Here is an 18,867-nt window from a genome sequence, read left to right on the forward strand (position 1 = left end):
GGAAACGAAAATGACTGACGTAGTGATCGTATCGGCGGCCCGCACGGCTGTCGGCAAATTCGGTGGGTCGCTGGCGAAGATTGCGGCGCCGGAACTGGGTGCCACGGTGATCCGCGCCGTGCTGGAGCGCTCGGGCCTCAAGCCCGAGCAGATTAGCGAAGTCATCCTGGGTCAGGTGCTGACGGCGGGTTCTGGGCAGAACCCGGCGCGCCAGTCGCTGATCAAGGCCGGTCTGCCGATGGCAGTGCCCGGCATGACCATCAACAAGGTGTGCGGCTCGGGCCTGAAGGCCGTGATGCTGGCCGCCAACGCGATCATCGCGGGCGACGCGGACATCGTCATCGCGGGCGGCCAGGAAAACATGAGCGCGGCGCCGCACGTGCTGCCGGGCTCGCGCGACGGCTTCCGCATGGGCGACGCGAAGCTGATCGACAGCATGATCGTCGACGGCCTGTGGGACGTGTACAACCAGTACCACATGGGCGTGACGGCTGAGAACGTTGCGAAGGAATACGGCATTTCGCGCGAAGACCAGGACAAGTTCGCGGCGCTTTCGCAGAATAAGGCGGAAGCCGCACAGAAGGCCGGCCGCTTCGATGATGAAATCGTGCCGATCCAGATTCCGCAGCGAAAGGGCGATCCGCTGTCGTTCGCAACGGATGAATTCGTGCGCCACGGCGTCACGGCCGAAGCGCTGGCGGGCTTGAAGCCGGCCTTCTCGAAGGAAGGCACGGTGACGGCGGCGAACGCGTCGGGTCTGAACGACGGCGCGGCGGCGGTTGTCGTGATGTCGGCGAAGAAGGCGGAAGCGCTGGGTCTCACGCCGCTCGCGCGCATCAAGGCGTACGCGAACGCGGGCGTCGATCCGAAGGTGATGGGCATGGGCCCGGTGCCGGCATCGCGCCGTTGTCTGGAGCGTGCTGGCTGGGGCGTGAACGACCTCGACCTGATGGAAATCAACGAGGCATTCGCGGCGCAGGCGCTGGCCGTACACAAGCAGATGGGCTGGGACACGTCGAAGGTGAACGTGAACGGCGGCGCGATCGCGATCGGCCACCCGATCGGCGCATCCGGCGCCCGGATTCTCGTCACGCTGCTGCACGAAATGCAGAAGCGCGATGCGAAGAAGGGCCTCGCGTCGCTGTGTATCGGCGGCGGCATGGGCGTGGCGCTCGCGCTCGAGCGTCCGTAAGCGGTCGTTTCACAAGGAGGCCGCCGCGCGTGCCGGTGCCGCCCAACGGCGACTGGCAGCGCGGCGTGGTCCGATGCTTTCGCGCGGTTGGCTGCATCGAACGCGCCGAACGCATCGGATATCGGAAGGCGAAGCACGAGGCGGCTGGCGTCTCGTAAAACGATAATGGAGTGTGTGTTATGTCACAACGAATTGCGTACGTAACGGGCGGCATGGGTGGCATCGGCACGAGCATTTGCCAGCGTCTGCTGAAGGATGGCTACAAGGTGGTCGCAGGCTGCGGCCCGAATTCCCCGCGTCGCGTGAAATGGCTTGAAGATCAGAAGGCGTTGGGCTTCGACTTCGTTGCGTCGGAAGGCAACGTGGGCGACTGGGAGTCGACCAAGCTCGCGTTCGACAAGGTCAAGGCCGAGGTCGGTGAAATCGACATACTGGTGAATAATGCGGGCATCACGCGCGACGTCGTGTTCCGCAAGATGACGCATGAAGACTGGACGGCCGTGATCGACACGAACCTGACCAGCCTTTTCAACGTGACGAAACAGGTGATCGACGGCATGGTCGAGCGTGGCTTTGGACGCGTGATCAACATCTCGTCGGTGAACGGCCAGAAAGGCCAGTTCGGTCAAACGAACTATTCGACCGCGAAGGCGGGGATTCACGGTTTCACGATGGCGCTCGCGCAGGAAGTGGCCACCAAGGGCGTGACGGTCAACACCGTTTCGCCGGGCTACATCGGCACGGACATGGTGAAATCGATTCGCGCCGATGTGCTGGAAAAGATCGTCGCGACGATTCCGGTGCGCCGTCTGGGCACGCCGGATGAAATCGGGTCGATCGTTGCATGGCTGGCGTCGGACGAGTCGGGCTTCTCGACGGGGGCCGATTTCTCGCTGAACGGCGGCCTGCATATGGGCTGATCCGTGAGCGTCCTGTTTTGTCGCAGCAAGAACGAAGCGGGACGTTACATGGTTCAGATGTTTCTGGCGGCGTCTCGTACGCGCAGCGTTTCGCTGTGCGTGCGACAGGACGCCGTTTCTGCGCTTCATTCGCGCTCAAAGGCGTTACATGACCACTACTACAAAGAAAACAGCCGAACGACTCATTAAGAAATATCCGAACCGTCGACTGTACGATACAGAGACCAGCACTTACATCACGTTGACCGATGTGAAGCAGCTCGTGCTGGATCAGGAGGATTTCAAGGTCATCGATGCCAAGAGCAACGAAGACCTGACGCGCAGCATCCTGCTTCAGATCATTCTCGAAGAGGAAAGCGGCGGCCTGCCGATGTTCTCGTCGATCATGTTGTCGCAGATCATCCGTTTCTACGGACACGCGATGCAGGGCATGATGGGCACGTACCTGGAAAAGAACATCCAGGCGTTCATCGACATTCAGAGCAAACTCGCGGATCAGTCGAAGGGCCTGTACGAAGGCAAGACGATGAATCCGGAGGTCTGGTCGCAGTTCATGAACATGCAAGCCCCGATGATGCAGGGGATGATGACCAGCTATATCGAGCAGTCGAAGAACATGTTCGTGCAGATGCAGGAGCAGATGCAGAACCAGGCGAAGACGATGTTCAGCACGTTCCCGTTTACGCAGCCGACGCCGCAAGGGAATCCGGAGCCGGAGAAGAAGTAGGGCGAAGAGCGGGCTGAATACTCGAATCTGCCCGGCGGTGCGCGCCGGGCAGAGGGGTGTTTTCTTCTCGTAAATGTCCGGCTAAGTCTGGTCGTTTTCGGCACGCTGCGACATACAATCTCCAACTGTTTATCTGCATGAAATACCTGATTGAGATTAATTTTTGATATTTCGGATTTCCTGATTTTTTGGCTATAGAAAATCAGAATCGCTAGTGTTGACATGAGCGACCGATAAAAAAATAATATTGGCCCGGACATCAACCGTGGCTCGAGTCTCTCGTTGAATATCGCTGATTAGCTCGACAAGCCTGAGTCCGATCAAGAAGCGGCCGCATAAGCGGCTGTTTTCTATTTTACGGAGATTAAGCGTTTGTCGTGGAACTCCAATATCAGAAAAACGGAATGCCGGTTTTATCCGGCGAATGGATCGATTCAATTCCTCAGTGGCGTTTCATCGCTAACGGACAATTCACGTCTCGGTGTTTCTCTTGGAGCGTGTCCGCGTTCGATCGTTTTATGCGGACTTCGAGTCTCTGGAAAGGGAAAGCAGTTTACGCAACGTACCAAAGTTGGTACGATAGATCAGTCACAGTCGCGGTCGATGCCGCGCACCCGGTCGGTAGTCATTGTCCTTTCTGTTTGCTTTTTTCAGACTGACACGGGCAATGAACCTGTGCGTCAATGGCTTCGGGATCTGGAACCCGAGGACAGGAAAATGATTGGCGAGGATGTGAAGACCGTGCAGTTCGGCTGGCCGCTTGGGATGCCACTGGTGCGCAAGATGGGGCGTGATTTGTGGGAGATTCGCATTACGCCGCCGCAGCGGATCGCGCGTGTGCTGTTCACCGTGGTGGACGCGAAGATGATTTTGCTACACGGTTTCATCAAAAAATCACAGGCTACGCCGCAAGCGGATCTGGATCTTGCAAGAGACAGATTGCGTCAGTTGCAAAGCGGTTAAGCATGAAAGAGGTGTGTCATGGCAAGCAAGCACGTAGGTGGGAATTTCGACGATTTCCTTGCCGAGGAATCGCTGCTTGAGGAAGTCACGGCTACGGCCATGAAGCGCGTTATCGCCTGGCAGATCGAGCAGGAAATGAAGGCGCAGAATCTGACCAAGACCCGAATGGCTGCAAAGATGAATACGAGTCGCGCGGCGTTGAACCGGTTATTGGATCAGAACGATACGAGCCTCACGCTGACAACGTTGGCAAGCGCCGCGAATGCACTGGGAAAGAAGTTCAGATTCGAACTTGCTTCGTAAGACTCCGCGCAGGATGTCGACGTGACTTTCCCCGTGCGTGTTTCGGACGTGACGCCCACTAACCGCCACGCTGCACGCCGCTCAACCCCTCTCACGGTATAATCCGAGGTTGCTTGTGCGGGCCCAACCGACTTCCCACAAGATCCACATGGCCCCATTTCGCGACGGTCCTCGCCACGAGGGCACCGTCGCACGGTGCACCCACGTTTGCCGCGATTTCGGCGCCCGGGCTGCACGCCCAAGCCCTCATATATCGCGTCACTCATCGCTCTCGCCGGACCATTCTCTATGTCGCAGACTTCGACCCCCGCCGCGCCGACCGCTTCGATTCCGAAGGTCGGGTTCGTTTCCCTCGGATGCCCGAAAGCCCTCGTCGACTCCGAACAGATCATCACGCAACTGCGCGCGGAGGGGTACGAAATCTCCGGCACCTATGACGGCGCGGACCTCGTCGTCGTCAACACCTGCGGCTTTATCGACGAAGCCGTGCAGGAAAGCCTCGATGCCATCGGCGAAGCGCTCACGGAAAACGGCAAGGTGATCGTCACCGGCTGCCTCGGCGCGAAGCAGAGCGCGAGCGGCTCGAACCTGATCGAGGAAGTGCATCCGAAGGTGCTCGCCGTGACGGGCCCGCATGCCCTCGGCGAAGTGATGCAGGCCGTGCACAGCCATCTGCCGAAACCGCACGATCCGTTCGTCGATCTCGTGCCCGCCGCGGGCGTCAAGCTCACGCCGCGTCACTATGCGTATCTGAAGATTTCCGAAGGCTGTAACCACCGCTGCACGTTCTGTATCATCCCGTCGATGCGCGGCGACCTCGTGTCGCGTCCCGTCGCCGAAGTCATGCTCGAAGCGGAAAACCTCTTCAAGTCGGGCGTGAAGGAACTGCTCGTCATTTCGCAGGACACGAGCGCCTATGGCGTCGACGTCAAGTACCGCACTGGTTTCTGGAACGGCAAGCCGATCAAGACGCGCATGACGGACCTCGTCGGCGCGCTCGGCGAACTCGCCGCGCAGTACGGCGCATGGGTGCGTCTGCATTACGTGTATCCGTATCCGAGCGTCGACGAAGTGATTCCGATGATGGCGGAAGGCCCGCTCAAGGGCCATGTGCTGCCGTATCTCGACGTGCCGTTCCAGCACGCGCACCCCGAGGTGCTCAAGCGCATGAAGCGTCCCGCGAACGCGGAGAAAGTGCTCGAGCGCGTGCGCGCATGGCGCGAAATCTGTCCGGACCTGACCATCCGCAGCACGTTTATTGCGGGTTTCCCTGGCGAGACGGAAGAGCAGTTCGAAACGCTGCTCGACTTCATCCGCGAGGCGGAACTCGATCGCGTTGGCTGCTTCGCCTATTCGCCTGTCGAAGGCGCGGGTGCGAACGAACTCGACGGCGCGCTGCCCGATGAAGTCCGCGAGGCGCGCCGCGCGCGCTTCATGGAAGTCGCGGAAGAAGTATCCGCGAAGCGCATTGCGCGCAAGGTCGGCAAGACGCTGAAGGTGCTGGTCGACGAAATCAATGCCGATGGCGGCATCGGCCGCACGGCGGCGGATGCGCCGGAGATCGACGGCGTCGTCTATATCGCGCCCGCGACCAAGGCGTCGAAGCGCTACAAGGTCGGCGATTTCGTGTCGGTGAAGATCACGGGTGCCGACGGCCACGATCTGTGGGGCGAGGTCTAAGCGATGCTCTCGAACACGCCGTCCATCCTCGCGCTCGGCGAGGCAATGGTCGAATTCAACCAGTCCGGCAAAGACCAGCCCACATACCTGCAAGGCTTCGGCGGCGACACGTCGAACTTCTGCATCGCGGCCGCGCGGCAGGGCGCGTCGACAGGTTTCGTATCGGCTGTCGGCAGTGATCCGTTCGGGCGTTTGCTGCTTGATCTGTGGCAGCGCGAGCAGGTCGATACCTCGCTCGTGCGCATCGACGATCAGGCGCCGACGGGCGTGTATTTCGTGTCGCACGGTCCGTCCGGCCATCAGTTCGACTATCTGCGTGCGGGTTCGGCAGCAAGCCGCTACGCGCCGCGCGATTTGCCGCTCGACGCAATCGCCGCCGCGAAGGTCATCCATCTGTCCGGCATCAGTCTCGCGATTAGCGTGAGCGCCTGCGACGCCGCGCTCGCCGCGATCACGCACGCGCGCGCGCACAACGTGCTCGTGAGCTTCGACACGAATCTGCGGCTCAAGCTGTGGCCGCTCGCGCGGGCGCGTGCCGTGATGCTCGAAGCGATCCGCCAGACGGACATCTGCCTGCCCAGCTGGGACGACGTCACCGAACTGACGGGTTTGACGGAGCGCGACGACATCGTCGATTTTCTGCTCGCGCAAGGGCCGCGCGTCGTCGCGCTGAAACTCGGCAAGGAAGGCTCGTATATCGCGACGCCCGACGAGCGGCGTGTCGTGCCCGGTCACGTCGTCAATGCCGTCGATGCGACGGGCGCGGGCGACTGCTTCGGCGGCGCGTTCATCGCGCGCATCGCTGCGGGCGACGATCCGTTCCAGGCGGCGCGCTACGCGAACGTCGCGGCCGCGCTGTCGACGCAAGGCTTCGGCGCCGTCGCGCCGATTCCCGATCGCGCGACGGTCGAACAACTTCTCGGCGCCTGAGCGCACACTGAAGCGCGCGCAGTTCGCCAGCGCCGCAGCACAATGGCGTCAGATTCAGCGCGGAAATCCGGCAACTCGGGTATGTTCAGCAAGGCAAGGTCATGCGCGTCTTCAACGAGGCGCATGACATTCATCTGAGACAACAGAGAGGAGCAAGCGATGCAACGTGAAGTGGTGGTAGTGAGCGGCGTGCGCACGGCAATCGGCGACTTCGGCGGCAGCCTCAAAGACTTCGCACCGACGGATCTCGGCGCGCGCGTGGTGCGCGAGGCATTGTCGCGCGCGAGCGTCTCCGGCGACGAAGTCGGCCATGTCGTGTTCGGCAACGTCATCCATACCGAGCCGAAAGACATGTACCTCGCGCGCGTCGCGGCGCTCAACGGCGGCGTCGCGCAGCATACGCCCGCACTGACCGTGAACCGGTTGTGCGGCTCGGGCCTGCAGGCAATCGTATCGGCGGCGCAAGCCGTGTTGCTCGGCGACGCGGATATTGCGATCGGCGGCGGCGCGGAAAGCATGAGCCGCGCGCCGTACATCATGCCGTCGGCGCGCTTCGGCCAGCGCATGGGCAATGCGAGCATCGTCGACATGATGCTCGGCGCGCTGCACGATCCGTTTCAGTCGATCCACATGGGCGTAACGGCCGAGAACGTTGCGAAGAAATACGACATCTCCCGCGACACACAGGACGCGCTCGCGCTCGAATCGCACCGCCGCGCGGCGAAGGCGATCGAAAGCGGCTACTTCAAGGAACAGATTCTCCCCATCACGATCGCGTCGAAGAAAGGCGACACCGTCTTCGACACGGACGAGCACGTCCGCATGAACGCGACGTCCGACGACTTCGCGAAACTGAAAGCCGTGTTCGCGAAGGAAAACGGCACGGTCACGGCGGGCAATGCGTCGGGCATCAACGACGCGGCCGCGGCTGTCGTGCTGATGGAGCGCAGCGTCGCCGAGAAGCGTGGCGCGAAGCCGCTTGGCCGGCTCGTTGCGTATGCGCATGCGGGCGTCGATCCGAACTACATGGGCATCGGCCCCGTGCCCGCGACGCAGAAGGCGCTGGAGCGCGCCGGCCTGAAAGTCGGCGATCTCGACGTAATCGAAGCGAATGAGGCGTTTGCCGCACAGGCGTGCGCCGTCAGCAAGGAACTGGGCTTCGATCCCGCGAAGGTGAACCCGAACGGCTCGGGCATTTCGCTCGGTCATCCAATCGGCGCGACGGGCGCGCTCATCACCGTCAAGGCGCTGTACGAGTTGCAGCGTATCGGCGGCCGTTATGCGCTCGTGACGATGTGCATCGGCGGCGGGCAGGGCATTGCGGCGATCTTCGAGCGGATCTGATCCGTTCGCGAGACGGGACGGGGCGGCGACGACGTGGTGTTTCGCCGCTCCGTCTCTGAACGAACTTGCGGTATAACCGGTCGAAGCGGGTTATCGAGGTATCAGGCGTTAGCAAAACGTCATCAAGCCGGTTGAAAGGAAACAACGGATGCAGGAAACCAGGTCGAAACACAGGGCGTCGTGGCCCGCGATGATCGCGGCTGCGGCATTGGCTGTCGCGGCGGCGATGCCCGTCGCGACTCACGCGGAAAGCGACGCCGTCAAGGCACTCGCGGCGCCGCCGCCGATCCAGCTGCCGCTCAAGCCCAGCCCCGAGTTCGCGAAGTTTCCGCAGTACGCGGGCACGCTCGGCAAGCGTCAGATCGTGCTGCGGCTGGGCGCGAAAACCGACGATCCCTCCGGCGTACACGGCGAATATCAGTTCGCCGACACGGGCGAAGTGATCCTGATCGCGGGCGACCGTGATGGCGACACGCTCGAAGTCGAAGAGTCGAATGACGGCACGCATATCACGGGCAACTGGGTCGGCAAGTTCGCCGCCGATGGCTCGATTGAAGGCGAACGGATGAACGTCGACGATTCCAATCCGCTGGAGTTTTCGTTGCGGCCGCTCGCAGCGGGGCAGAAAGCGCCGTTGGCTGCGCCCGTTCAGGCGCAGAAACCGGCACAGCAGCCAACGCAGCAACCCGCGCAGCCGCGCACCGGCGGCCAGCCCGTCAACGGCGTGAACAATCTGACGATCGGCGAATAGGCGCCGCGCGCATCACTGACGAATCCAACTTTCTTTGACCATGACTCAAAAGACTCCGAAGCACGGCTTGCAGACCCGCATCGTCCAGCCGACCGATCAGCTGACGCCCGGTTGGGAATCGTTCTCGGTGCCCGTGGCGCGCGCCTCGACGGTCGTTTTCCCGGACCTCGCAGCGATGCGCGCGCTCGACTGGCGCAACGACGCGCAATGGCGCTACGGCCTGCACGCAACGCCGACTTCGATCGCGCTCGCGCAGCGCCTTGCTGCCCTCGAAGGCGGCAACCATGCGCTGTTGCAGCCGTCGGGGCTGTCGTCGATTTCGAACGTGTATTTCGGCCTGATGAAATCGGGCGACGACGTGCTGATCCCCGACAACGTCTATTCGCCGAACCGCGATCACGCCGAGTGGCTCGCGAAGGACTTCGGCATCACCGCGCGCTACTACGATCCGATGATCGGCGCGGGCATCGCCGACCTGATCCAGCCGAACACGAAGCTCATCTGGCTCGAAGCGCCCGGCTCGGTGACGATGGAAGTGTCCGACATTCCCGCGATCACGGCCGTCGCCCGCGCGCGTGGTGTCGTCACGGCGATCGACAACACGTGGTCGGCGGGTCTGTCGTTCCGTCCGTTCGATCACGGCGTCGATATTTCGATGCAGGCGCTCACGAAGTACCAGTCGGGCGGCAGCGACGTGCTGATGGGCGCGACGATCACGGTCGACCGTGATCTGCATCTGAAGCTGAAACTGGCACGCATGCGGATGGGTATCGGCGTGTCGGCGGACGATTGCTCGCTCATCCTGCGCAGCCTGCCGTCGATGAAAGTGCGTTTCGACCACCACGACAAAAGCGCGCTCGAACTCGCGAAGTGGCTGAAGACGCGTCCGGAAATCGCCGTGGTGCTGCATCCGGCGTTGCCCGATTGTCCCGGCCATGAATTCTACGAACGCGATTTCACGGGCGCGGGCGGGCTGTTCTCGGTCGTGTTCGACGCGCGTTATACGCCGGAACAGATCGACAGGTTCTGCGAATCGCTGGAACTGTTCTCGCTCGGCTGGAGCTGGGGCGGCGCGCAAAGTCTGGCGATGCCGTACAACGTCGCGTCGATGCGCACCGAATCGCAATGGCCGCATCGCGGCACGCTGGTGCGGTTCTACGTCGGTCTTGAAGAAGAATCGGATCTGCGCGCGGATATCGAGCGTTGCCTCGTCGCGTTGGGTTGAACCAGTCGCGCGTGAAGCGCTCCTAGCGCTTCGTCGAGCCAGAAGCAAAAAGGCCCGCTCGGTTTCGAGCGGGCCTCTTGTTTTGATCCAGCAACGCGAAGCGAACGCGCGGGTTCAGAAAAGCCGCAACAGTCCGTCCAGTCCGACGTGATTGAATGCGACGCTCGCCGCTTCGCGCACAACCGGCTTCGCGCGGAACGCAACGGACAGGCCAGCCGCCGCCATCATCTTCAGATCGTTCGAGCCATCGCCCATCGCAATCGCGCGGGTCGGCTCGATGCCGAGCTTGTCGCACGCTTCGCGCAGCGTGCGCGCCTTCACGTCGGCGTTGACGATCTCGCCGAGCACACGGCCCGTCAGCTTGCCGTCGACGATTTCCAGCGTGTTGGCGCGCGTGAAATCGAGACCGAGACGCGCTTGCAGCTTGTCGGTGAAGAACGTAAAGCCGCCCGATACCAGCAGCGTCTTCATGCCCGCGGCCTTCGCGCCCGCCAGCATCTTTTCCGCACCCGGCGACAGTTGCAGGCGTTCTTCGTAGACCTTTTCGAGCGCGCTTGCATCGAGGCCTTTCAGCAGCGCGACGCGGCGCGTCAGGCTCTCGTTGAAGTCCTTGATCTCGCCACGCATCGACGCTTCCGTGATCGCCGCCACTTCCGCCTTCAGCCCGCAAAAATCGGCGATTTCATCGATGCATTCGATCGTGATCAGCGTCGAATCCATGTCCATTGCGACGAGGCCGAAGTCGGTCAGCCGGCGGCCCGCTTCGACGAACGCGAAGTCGAGCGCATGCGTTCCGCAGTAGACGTCGAGGTCGGCGCGCTGCCCGAGGTCTGCGTTTTCGATGCGCACTGCGCACGGATCGATCACGGTGAGATTCGAGCCGCGCGATAGCGCGACGAGCGGCTTGTGATGTTCAGCGGCAAGCGGCGTGAGGCTTTGGATGACGAGATTCATGTCGACGCAGGAAATGGGCAGCAGCAAGAAGGCACGGGAAACGCCCATTGTAACGGTTCCGTGCGACGCGGCCGCGCAGGCGAGGGTGGTGCGTCCTACGGATGGCATCGACGCGTAGTGCGTTTCAATTTCGCGGAACGCGATCGTAGTGGTCGGATCTATCTCATAAATATCCCACTAATAATACCTGGTACTACGGAATGAATGAATGAGCCAAGCGGGGTTTACCACATGACTTTTTATTGATTCGGATCGCTAATATTCCCTGCGTTGTTTGACAACATCTCGGCAAATGGCATGGCTTGTCAGATGACGGGCGAACGTGATGCGTCTGTCGGAAGTCTGCTGACGCGATGCACGACTTAGAAAATTCCAGGGAAAACAGAGCGAACATGAACACTCGCATCGAACATCTTGCATCGACGCCGACACGACCCGCGCGGGCAGTCTCGGCGTGGCTTGCGTTGCTTTCGACGGCGCTGATTCTCACGGCCTGCGGCGGCGGGTCGGGGCCGGCCGCGTCGGACGTATCGGGCGGCAACGTGGACAACAACGGCGCCCTTGCGCCCACTGCTGCTTCCAGCGCAAGCGACGCCAGCGCTACGACACCCAATCAGCCGGCCTCCGACGCCACTGCTGCCTCCGACGCCACGCCAGCCAGCGACGCCGTCCCCGCCAGCGACGCAAGCGGCACGCCCGCGCCGGGCTTCCAGGTCGGCACGTCTACATTCGATGCCGCACTGCCACCCGAACCGACATTGCCGACGTCCGCGCAAATCTGTCAGACGCTGCCCGCCACACTGACAGCCCAAACGAAGGGCCTGCTCCCCGATAGCGCCGACGCTGCCAACACAGCCCCGGACACCACGCGCATCCAGGCCGCGCTGACGGCATGCACGAACGCCGCGAGCACAGGCCTTTCGACGAACAAGGTCGTGCGTCTGACGTCCGGCGCGAACGGGGCAAACGCGTTCCTGTCCGGCCCGCTGAATCTGCCGAGCGGCGTCACATTGTGGATCGACAGGCGCGTGACCTTGTTCGCATCGCGCGATCCGCGCCAGTTCGACAAGACCCAAGGCACGGCGAGCTGCGGCCTGATCACTGCCAGCGACAATGGCTGCAACGCGCTGGTTACGGCCGCCAAGACGAGCAACAGCGCGGTCGTCGGCGACGGCACGATCGACGGGCGCGGCGGCAGCCAGCTCGTCAGCAGCGTGCGCGACGATCCCAATCTGCTCAAGCGCGCCGATGGCTCCGCGATGAGCTGGTGGGACATCGGCTATGAGGCGAACGTCGTGCAGAACAAGTCGCAGAACAACCCGCGTCTCATCCAGATCAACAACGGCAGCAACTTCACGCTGTATCGCGTGACGCTGCAGAACGCGCCGAAGTTTCACGTCGTGCCGAGCGGCGTGCAGGGCTTCACTTCGTGGGGCGTCAAGATTTACACGCCGACGGCCGCCTACGAGGCAATGACCAACTACAAAGGCGTGCCGTACAGCACCGTCAATGCAAAGAACACCGACGGCATCGACCCCGCGAGTTCGGGCCCGATCACGAGCAATCCGGGCAACCCCGGCAAGTTCACGGGCGACGCGAGCAACATACTCATCGCGTACACGTCGATCCGCACAGGCGACGACAACATGGCGATCAAGGGCGGCACCGCGGCCGTCAACGGCCGCACGTACAACATCACTGTCGCGCACAGCCACTTTTACGAAGGGCATGGGATGTCGATCGGCAGCGAGTCGGCGGGGTCGGACAACGGCGTGGCCAATGCGGACGTGACGCCCGTGGGCGGCGTGTACCCGAGCGTGAGCAACGTGAACGTCTATGACCTGACTATCGACGGCGCGGACAACGGCTTGCGCATCAAGTCCGACTGGAGCCGCGGCGGCCTCGTGTCGAACATCCGCTATTCGAATGTTTGCATTCGCACGGGCAACCAGACGTCGAACCCGCAGGCGCTGATCTTCTCGCCGTACTACAGTCCCACGAAAAGCCTCGGGTTGTATCCGAACCTGCAAGCTATCGTGCTCGACGGCATACGCGTTGTGAACGCATCGAACTACACGTTCCAGGGCTTCAATTCGGCAAGTCCGGTTCTGCTCGGCTCGGGCTGGTCGGCGGGAACGGTTGGATTCCCGAGTCCGCCTGTGGTCAATCCGTTGCTGATCTCGCTGAACAACGTCGTCGCGGATGACACGCCGCTAAGCATGACCGTTGCGGACGCACAGTTCTCGATCGGCGAAGGCGGCACGACGTTGCCGTTGCAGGCGGGCAGCGGCGTGACATTGACGCGCGCGGCGGGCGCGCAGGTGTCGCCTGTCGATTGCAGCAAGGCGTTCGTGCCGTTCCCAGCGAAGTCGTGACGTAACGAGGCGGGCGTGACGCGCATCGGCGTCACGCCCTGCAAGCAATACGGCGTCGGCATGGTTCATACTGGCAACTCGAAACGTTCAGCCGCGCTCGCGGCGAAGATCAAAAAGGAGACGCCCATGCACCCGTCCAACGCGACGTCGAACGATGCTGACATCGCCCGTCAGTTCGATTTACGACACCTCGACGCGTCGTTTCATGCGGACCCGTATCCCGTCTATCACGCGCTGCGCACGCACGAGCCCGTCAAGCGCATGCCGGACGGCTCGCTCTTCCTCACGCGCTATCGCGACGTGCAGGCCGTCTATCGCGATCCGAAGGCGTTCAGCTCCGACAAGAAAGTCGAGTTCGCGCCGAAGTACGGCGCGACGCCGCTCTTCGAGCATCACACGACGAGCCTCGTCTTCAACGATCCGCCGCTGCATACACGCGTGCGCAAGCTGATCGCAGGCGCGTTGACAGCGCGCGCGATTGCCGCGATGGAGGACGGATTGGTGCGTCTCGTCGACGGCTTGCTCGACCGTGCGGCCGAGCGCGGCGAGATCGATCTGATCGGCGACTTCGCGGCAGCGATTCCCGTCGAAGTGATCGGCAATCTGCTCGACGTGCCGCACGACGAACGCGAGCCGCTGCGCGACTGGTCGCTTGCAATTCTCGGCGCGCTCGAACCATCGCTGACGACGGAGCAACATGAGCGGGGCAACCGCGCGGTGACGGAGTTCGTGGCGTATCTAAAGGGTCTCGTCGCGCGACGCCGTGCCGCGCCCGGCGACCCGCAGCACGACGTGCTCACGCGTCTGATCGAGGGCGAAGCAAACGGCGAGCAGTTGTCCGAAGTCGAACTGCTGCAAAACTGCATCTTCATCCTGAACGCCGGCCACGAAACGACGACCAATCTGATCGGCAACGGCCTCGTCACGCTGAGCGTCTGGACGGACGAACGCGATGCGTTGCTGCGCGAGCCGTCGCTGATCGAAAGCGCCGTCGAGGAATGCTTGCGCTTCGAGAGTTCGAACCAGCTCGGCAACCGGATGACGATGGTCGATACGGAAATCGGCGGCGTGCCGGTTGCGGCGGGCACGCCCGTCACGCTGTGCATCGGCGCGGCGAACCGCGATCCTGAGCAGTTTGCGCAGCCGGACCGCTTCGACATCCGCCGCGCGCCGAACCGGCATCTCGCGTTCGGCTTCGGCATTCACCAATGCGCGGGACTGTCGCTTGCGCGCCTCGAAGCGCGCATCGCCATTGGACGCTTCGTGCGGCGCTTTCCTTCATATCGAATCAGCGGCGAGCCGACGCGCGGCGGGCGCGTGCGCTTTCGTGGCTATGCGGCCGTGCCGTGCGCGGTCGAGTGAAATCTGCGGGCCGATACCGCCGACTCGAAGCGGTATTCCGGCATCCGTAGCTTTTTCCGCCTCTGAGGCAAGACTTACAGCGGGATCGCGTCGCGCTGCTGCGACCGTCCCTCGCGGGCATAGCACGGTGCGCATAGCGGCCCGCATCGGCGCTGGGCACGCTTGCTGCTTCGCATGGAGTTCAACTTCCGGGAGCGCGCGATGGCTCATATGATCTGGAAAGGCGCGATCAGCTTCGGTCTCGTCCATGTGCCGGTGCAACTGTATCCGGCGACCAAGTCCGAAAAAGTCGGCTTCAATCTGCTCGACAAGCGCACGATCGATCCCATCGGCTATCGGCAGATCAACAAGCGCACGGGCAGGGAAGTGACGCGCGACAACATCGTGCGCGGCTTCGAGTACGAGAAAGACCGATACGTCGTGCTGACCGACGAGGAAATTCGCGCGGCGAATCCCGAGTCGACGCAGACCGTCGATATCCTCGCGTTCGTTGACGCACCCGATATCCCGTTTCTCTATCTCGACACGCCGTACTACCTCACACCCGATCGCAAGGGCGAGAAGGTGTACGCGTTGTTGCGCGATGCGATGAAGGCGACGGGCAAGATCGGCGTCGCGAATGTCGTGATGCACAACAAGCAGCATCTGGCCGCGCTGATTCCTGTCGGGCCGATGCTCGCGCTCAACACGCTGCGCTGGGCCTCGGAAGTGCGTCCATTCGACGAGTTCAAGGTGCCCGACGAAAGCGCGAAGAAATCCGGCGTGACGTCTCGGGAGCTGGACATGGCGAAGAAGCTGATCGCCGACATGACCGACACATGGGACCCGTCCGAATACAAGGACACGTTCCGCGACGACATCCTCGCGTTGGTCGACAAGAAGGTGCAGGCCGGCAAGACGGAAGAAGTGATGGATATCGAGACGCCGCGCGAAGCGCGTCGGTCGGCGGATATTCTCGACTTGTCCGATCTGCTGAAGCGCAGCCTCGGACGCGGCGGCAAGGGCAAGGCCGCCACGCGCGCCGCGGCGGGCGATGACACGGACGACGAGGAAGAGGCACCCGCAAAGCGACGCGCGCCTTCGAAGAAAGCAGCACGCCGCGCGACGGGGGCAACCGCGAAGGCAAGTGCGGGCACAACCGCGCGCAAAACCACGAGCACGGCTGCGCGCAAGCGCCGCGCAGCCTGATCACGGATCGCGCCGCTGACGAAGCCCACGCAACGCAAAGCGCACACCGATCATGGCCGACAAGCTCGATACCTATCAGCGCAAGCGCCGCTTCGATGCAACGCCGGAGCCGTCGGGGACCGCTGCGCGGGCGAAGCGTGCAACGGGCGCAAAGGGTGCAAACACAGCCGCAAGAAAGACCGCGAAGCAGCACAGCTTGTCGTTCGTGATCCAGGAACACGACGCCCGACGCCTGCATTACGACTTCCGTCTCGAACTCGACGGCACGCTCAAATCCTGGGCCGTGCCGAAAGGACCGAGCCTCGATCCGTCCGTCAAGCGACTTGCCGTGCATGTCGAAGATCACCCGCTCGAATACGGTTCGTTCGAAGGCTCGATTCCTGAAGGCAACTACGGCGCGGGATCGGTGATCGTCTGGGATCGCGGCACGTGGGAACCGACAGGCGGCGAAGCGGGCGCGCGCGACGCGTACAAGGCGGGCAAGCTCAAGTTCCACCTGAACGGCGAGAAGCTGCACGGCGGCTGGACGCTGGTGCGCAGCCACATGCGCGGCAGCGGCGACAAGGAACAGTGGCTGCTCATCAAGGAACGCGACGACGACGCGCGCAGCGAAGCCGATTTCGACGTGCTCGAAGAGCGGCAGGGCAGCGTGCTGTCGGATGCGCCGGGCGCGCGCGGCGGCATGAACGGCACAAGCGGCTCCGGCAAAGCCGCCGCAGGCAAATCTAAGAGCAAAGAGGAACGCGCCAACGCATCGATCAAGGCGACGAAAGCCGCCGCATCACGCAGATCCAAAGGCACGCCCGCCGACCGCCCCGACATCGTCGCGACGCGTAATGCGGAATCGTTGCGCGAACTGGCCGGTCATCCGTCGATAGAAGGGGCAGTCAAGGCAAAGCTTCCCGCCGCGCTCAAGCCGCAACTGGCGACGCTCGTCGACAGCGCGCCCGCCGGCGACGATTGGGTCTACGAGATCAAATTCGACGGCTACCGCGTGCTGGCGCGCATCGATCACGCTTCGAAAGATTCCGTGCAGATTTTCACGCGCGCAGGCAACGACTGGACCGCGAAGTTCAGCAAGCAGGTCAAGGCGATCGCGCGCATCGGACTGGACGATGCGTGGCTCGACGGCGAGGCGGTCGTGCTCGACAGCAACGGCGTGCCGAGCTTCCAGGCGCTGCAAAACGCATTCGATGCGCACAGGCCGCAGGACATCACGTTGTACCTGTTCGACCTGCCGTATCTGAACGGCTACGACCTGCGCGGCGTGCCGCTCGAACAGCGTCGCGCGATCCTGCACGCGCTGCTCGAAACCGTTGACGACGACACGCTGCGCTTTTCCGAGGGCTTCGGCTTCGACGCCGGCCAGTTGCTGAAGAGCGCATGCGACATGCAGCTCGAAGGCATCATCGGCAAGAGGCGCGACAGCTATTACGTGTCGGGTCGCTCGCCCGCCTGGATCAAGCTCAAGTGTCGGCGCCGCCAGGAATTCGTGATCGGCGGCTATTCGGAACCGGCGGGCAGCCGCGAGGCATTCGGCGCGCTGCTGCTCGGTGTCTACGACACGAAGGGCAAGCTGCAATACGCGGGGCGCGTCGGCACGGGTTTCGACGCGGCCAAACTGCGTTCGATCAAGAAGGAACTCGACGCGCGCGAAACGCAGAAGATGCCGTTCGCCAGCGAGCCGCGCGAACGAAGCCGCACGCCCGTGCATTGGGTGAAGCCGGAACTCGTCGCCGAATGCAACTTCGCGGAATGGACGAGTGACGGCGTCGTGCGGCAGGCGTCGTTCGTCAGCTTGCGCAGCGACAAGCCCGCGAAGCAGATCGTCCACGAAGCGCCGAGCAAAGGAGCCGACGTGCAACAGATGACGGAAGAGATGAACGCCGGACAGGCGAAGACATCGACGGCGAAAAAGCGCGCGTCGAAGACCTCGGATGTCGAGCCAACGCCCGCGACAAAGCGTGCGAAGAAGAGCGGCGTGGAAACGCGAGGCAAGGCGGCGACGCAATCGACCAGCAAGGCCGCCACCGCGACGATTTCCGGCGTGCGAATTTCGCACCCGGACCGCGTGATCGACAAGAGCACCGGCGCGCGCAAGATCGAGCTCGCCGAATACTACGCGTCGGTCGCGTCATGGATGCTGCCGTTTCTGAAGGACCGGCCGGTCGCACTCGTGCGCGCGCCGGAGGATATCGGCGGCGAACTGTTCTTCCAGAAGCACAGCCAGAAGCTCGCGATTCCGAACATCACGCAGCATCCGGGGCTGGACCCGGACCATCCACCGCTGCTGACCATCGAAAGCGAAGCTGCGCTGGTCGGCGCCGCACAGATGGGCACGATCGAACTGCATACATGGAACGCGGTGGCCGCGAACATCGAGAAACCCGACCGCATGGTATTCGATCTCGACCCGGACCCGGCGCTCGGCTGGAAGCGGATGATCGAAGCGGCGCAGCTCACGCGCGAACTGCTTGAAGAACTCGGCCTCGCGTCGTTTTGCAAGACGAGCGGCGGCAAGGGATTGCACGTCGTCGTGCCGATCGCGAAGCAGCTCGGCTGGGACGAGGTGAAGGCGTTCACGCAAGCCGTCGCGCAGCACATGGCGACGGCGCTGCCGAAGCACTTCGCCGCGAAGATGGGCGCGCAGAATCGCAAGGGCAAGATCTTTGTCGACTATCTGCGCAACAACCGTGGGTCGAGCACCGTCTGCGCATTTTCGCTGCGCGCGCGACCGGGGCTGGGCGTATCGGTGCCGCTCGCATGGGACGAAGTGCCCGGCACGACGGCGGGCGATCAATGGAACATCGCGAATCTGCACGAGCGGCTCGACGCGCTGAAAAGCGACCCGTGGGCCGACTACGCAAAGACGAAGCAGCGCATCACGGCCGCCATGCGGCGCAGGCTGGATATGGCGGAACACGATTGACCGCTGCTTCCACGGAGCGGCAAC

At 62.8% G+C, this 18,867-nt stretch carries 16 protein-coding genes; 15 read left to right on the plus strand and 1 reads right to left on the minus strand.

The genetic code is table 11. The features are described from left to right. The first annotated feature begins 10 nt into the window (after window positions 1-10). From SB822_RS16600 to SB822_RS16650, 11 genes are all read left to right on the plus strand, one after another. Window positions 11-1,192 (plus strand): acetyl-CoA C-acetyltransferase, encoded by a 1,182-nt coding sequence (locus SB822_RS16600; protein ID WP_007586439.1) that lies wholly within the window; start codon window positions 11-13, stop codon window positions 1,190-1,192. A gap of 29 nt (window positions 1,193-1,221) precedes the next feature. Next, the gene (locus SB822_RS16605; protein WP_279614466.1) at window positions 1,222-1,350 is read left to right on the plus strand and encodes a hypothetical protein; all 129 of its coding nucleotides are present in this window, start codon (window positions 1,222-1,224) and stop codon (window positions 1,348-1,350) included. A gap of 21 nt (window positions 1,351-1,371) precedes the next feature. Continuing rightward, window positions 1,372-2,112, plus strand: coding sequence for a 3-ketoacyl-ACP reductase (locus SB822_RS16610; RefSeq protein WP_007586437.1), 741 nt, complete (start codon window positions 1,372-1,374; stop codon window positions 2,110-2,112). 148 nt (window positions 2,113-2,260) lie between these two features. Beyond that, complete coding sequence (phaR, locus tag SB822_RS16615; RefSeq protein ID WP_007742570.1) at window positions 2,261-2,839, plus strand: polyhydroxyalkanoate synthesis repressor PhaR; 579 nt, start codon at window positions 2,261-2,263, stop codon at window positions 2,837-2,839. Between the two features lie 603 nt (window positions 2,840-3,442). Continuing rightward, window positions 3,443-3,802 carry a type II toxin-antitoxin system RelE/ParE family toxin gene (locus SB822_RS16620; protein WP_090835242.1) on the plus strand — a complete coding sequence of 120 codons (360 nt, stop codon included), beginning with the start codon at window positions 3,443-3,445 and terminating at the stop codon, window positions 3,800-3,802. An 18-nt stretch (window positions 3,803-3,820) separates the two neighbouring features. Next, window positions 3,821-4,105, plus strand: coding sequence for a helix-turn-helix domain-containing protein (locus SB822_RS16625; protein WP_007585832.1), 285 nt, complete (start codon window positions 3,821-3,823; stop codon window positions 4,103-4,105). 288 nt (window positions 4,106-4,393) lie between these two features. Then, window positions 4,394-5,785, plus strand: coding sequence for a 30S ribosomal protein S12 methylthiotransferase RimO (gene rimO / locus SB822_RS16630; protein WP_007585834.1), 1,392 nt, complete (start codon window positions 4,394-4,396; stop codon window positions 5,783-5,785). 3 nt (window positions 5,786-5,788) lie between these two features. Next, window positions 5,789-6,715, plus strand: coding sequence for a sugar kinase (locus SB822_RS16635; RefSeq protein WP_007742571.1), 927 nt, complete (start codon window positions 5,789-5,791; stop codon window positions 6,713-6,715). Between the two features lie 159 nt (window positions 6,716-6,874). Then, the gene (gene bktB, locus SB822_RS16640; RefSeq protein ID WP_090835239.1) at window positions 6,875-8,059 is read left to right on the plus strand and encodes a beta-ketothiolase BktB; all 1,185 of its coding nucleotides are present in this window, start codon (window positions 6,875-6,877) and stop codon (window positions 8,057-8,059) included. A 148-nt stretch (window positions 8,060-8,207) separates the two neighbouring features. Continuing rightward, window positions 8,208-8,810 carry a hypothetical protein gene (locus SB822_RS16645; RefSeq protein ID WP_090835237.1) on the plus strand — a complete coding sequence of 201 codons (603 nt, stop codon included), beginning with the start codon at window positions 8,208-8,210 and terminating at the stop codon, window positions 8,808-8,810. Between the two features lie 40 nt (window positions 8,811-8,850). Next, window positions 8,851-10,035 carry a cystathionine beta-lyase gene (locus SB822_RS16650; protein ID WP_007585838.1) on the plus strand — a complete coding sequence of 395 codons (1,185 nt, stop codon included), beginning with the start codon at window positions 8,851-8,853 and terminating at the stop codon, window positions 10,033-10,035. Window positions 10,036-10,149: 114 nt separating this feature from the next. Here the strand turns inward: SB822_RS16650 and serB are convergent, their stop codons facing one another. Further along, on the minus strand, window positions 10,150-10,989 hold the full coding sequence (serB, locus tag SB822_RS16655) for a phosphoserine phosphatase SerB (protein ID WP_079499532.1): 840 nt from the start codon (window positions 10,987-10,989) through the stop codon (window positions 10,150-10,152). Between the two features lie 392 nt (window positions 10,990-11,381). Between serB and SB822_RS16660 the strand changes: the two genes are divergently transcribed. From SB822_RS16660 to ligD, 4 genes are all read left to right on the plus strand, one after another. After that, window positions 11,382-13,364, plus strand: coding sequence for a glycoside hydrolase family 28 protein (locus SB822_RS16660; protein ID WP_090835236.1), 1,983 nt, complete (start codon window positions 11,382-11,384; stop codon window positions 13,362-13,364). A gap of 126 nt (window positions 13,365-13,490) precedes the next feature. Continuing rightward, window positions 13,491-14,726 (plus strand): cytochrome P450, encoded by a 1,236-nt coding sequence (locus SB822_RS16665; protein WP_090835345.1) that lies wholly within the window; start codon window positions 13,491-13,493, stop codon window positions 14,724-14,726. A gap of 201 nt (window positions 14,727-14,927) precedes the next feature. Continuing rightward, complete coding sequence (locus SB822_RS16670) at window positions 14,928-15,914, plus strand: Ku protein (RefSeq protein WP_090835343.1); 987 nt, start codon at window positions 14,928-14,930, stop codon at window positions 15,912-15,914. Window positions 15,915-15,966: 52 nt separating this feature from the next. After that, the gene (ligD, locus tag SB822_RS16675; protein WP_090835234.1) at window positions 15,967-18,843 is read left to right on the plus strand and encodes a DNA ligase D; all 2,877 of its coding nucleotides are present in this window, start codon (window positions 15,967-15,969) and stop codon (window positions 18,841-18,843) included. Window positions 18,844-18,867: the final 24 nt, after the last annotated feature.

The sequence above is a fragment of the Paraburkholderia sp. SIMBA_054 genome, from assembly GCF_046534875.1.
Lineage (GTDB): Bacteria > Pseudomonadota > Gammaproteobacteria > Burkholderiales > Burkholderiaceae > Paraburkholderia > Paraburkholderia hospita.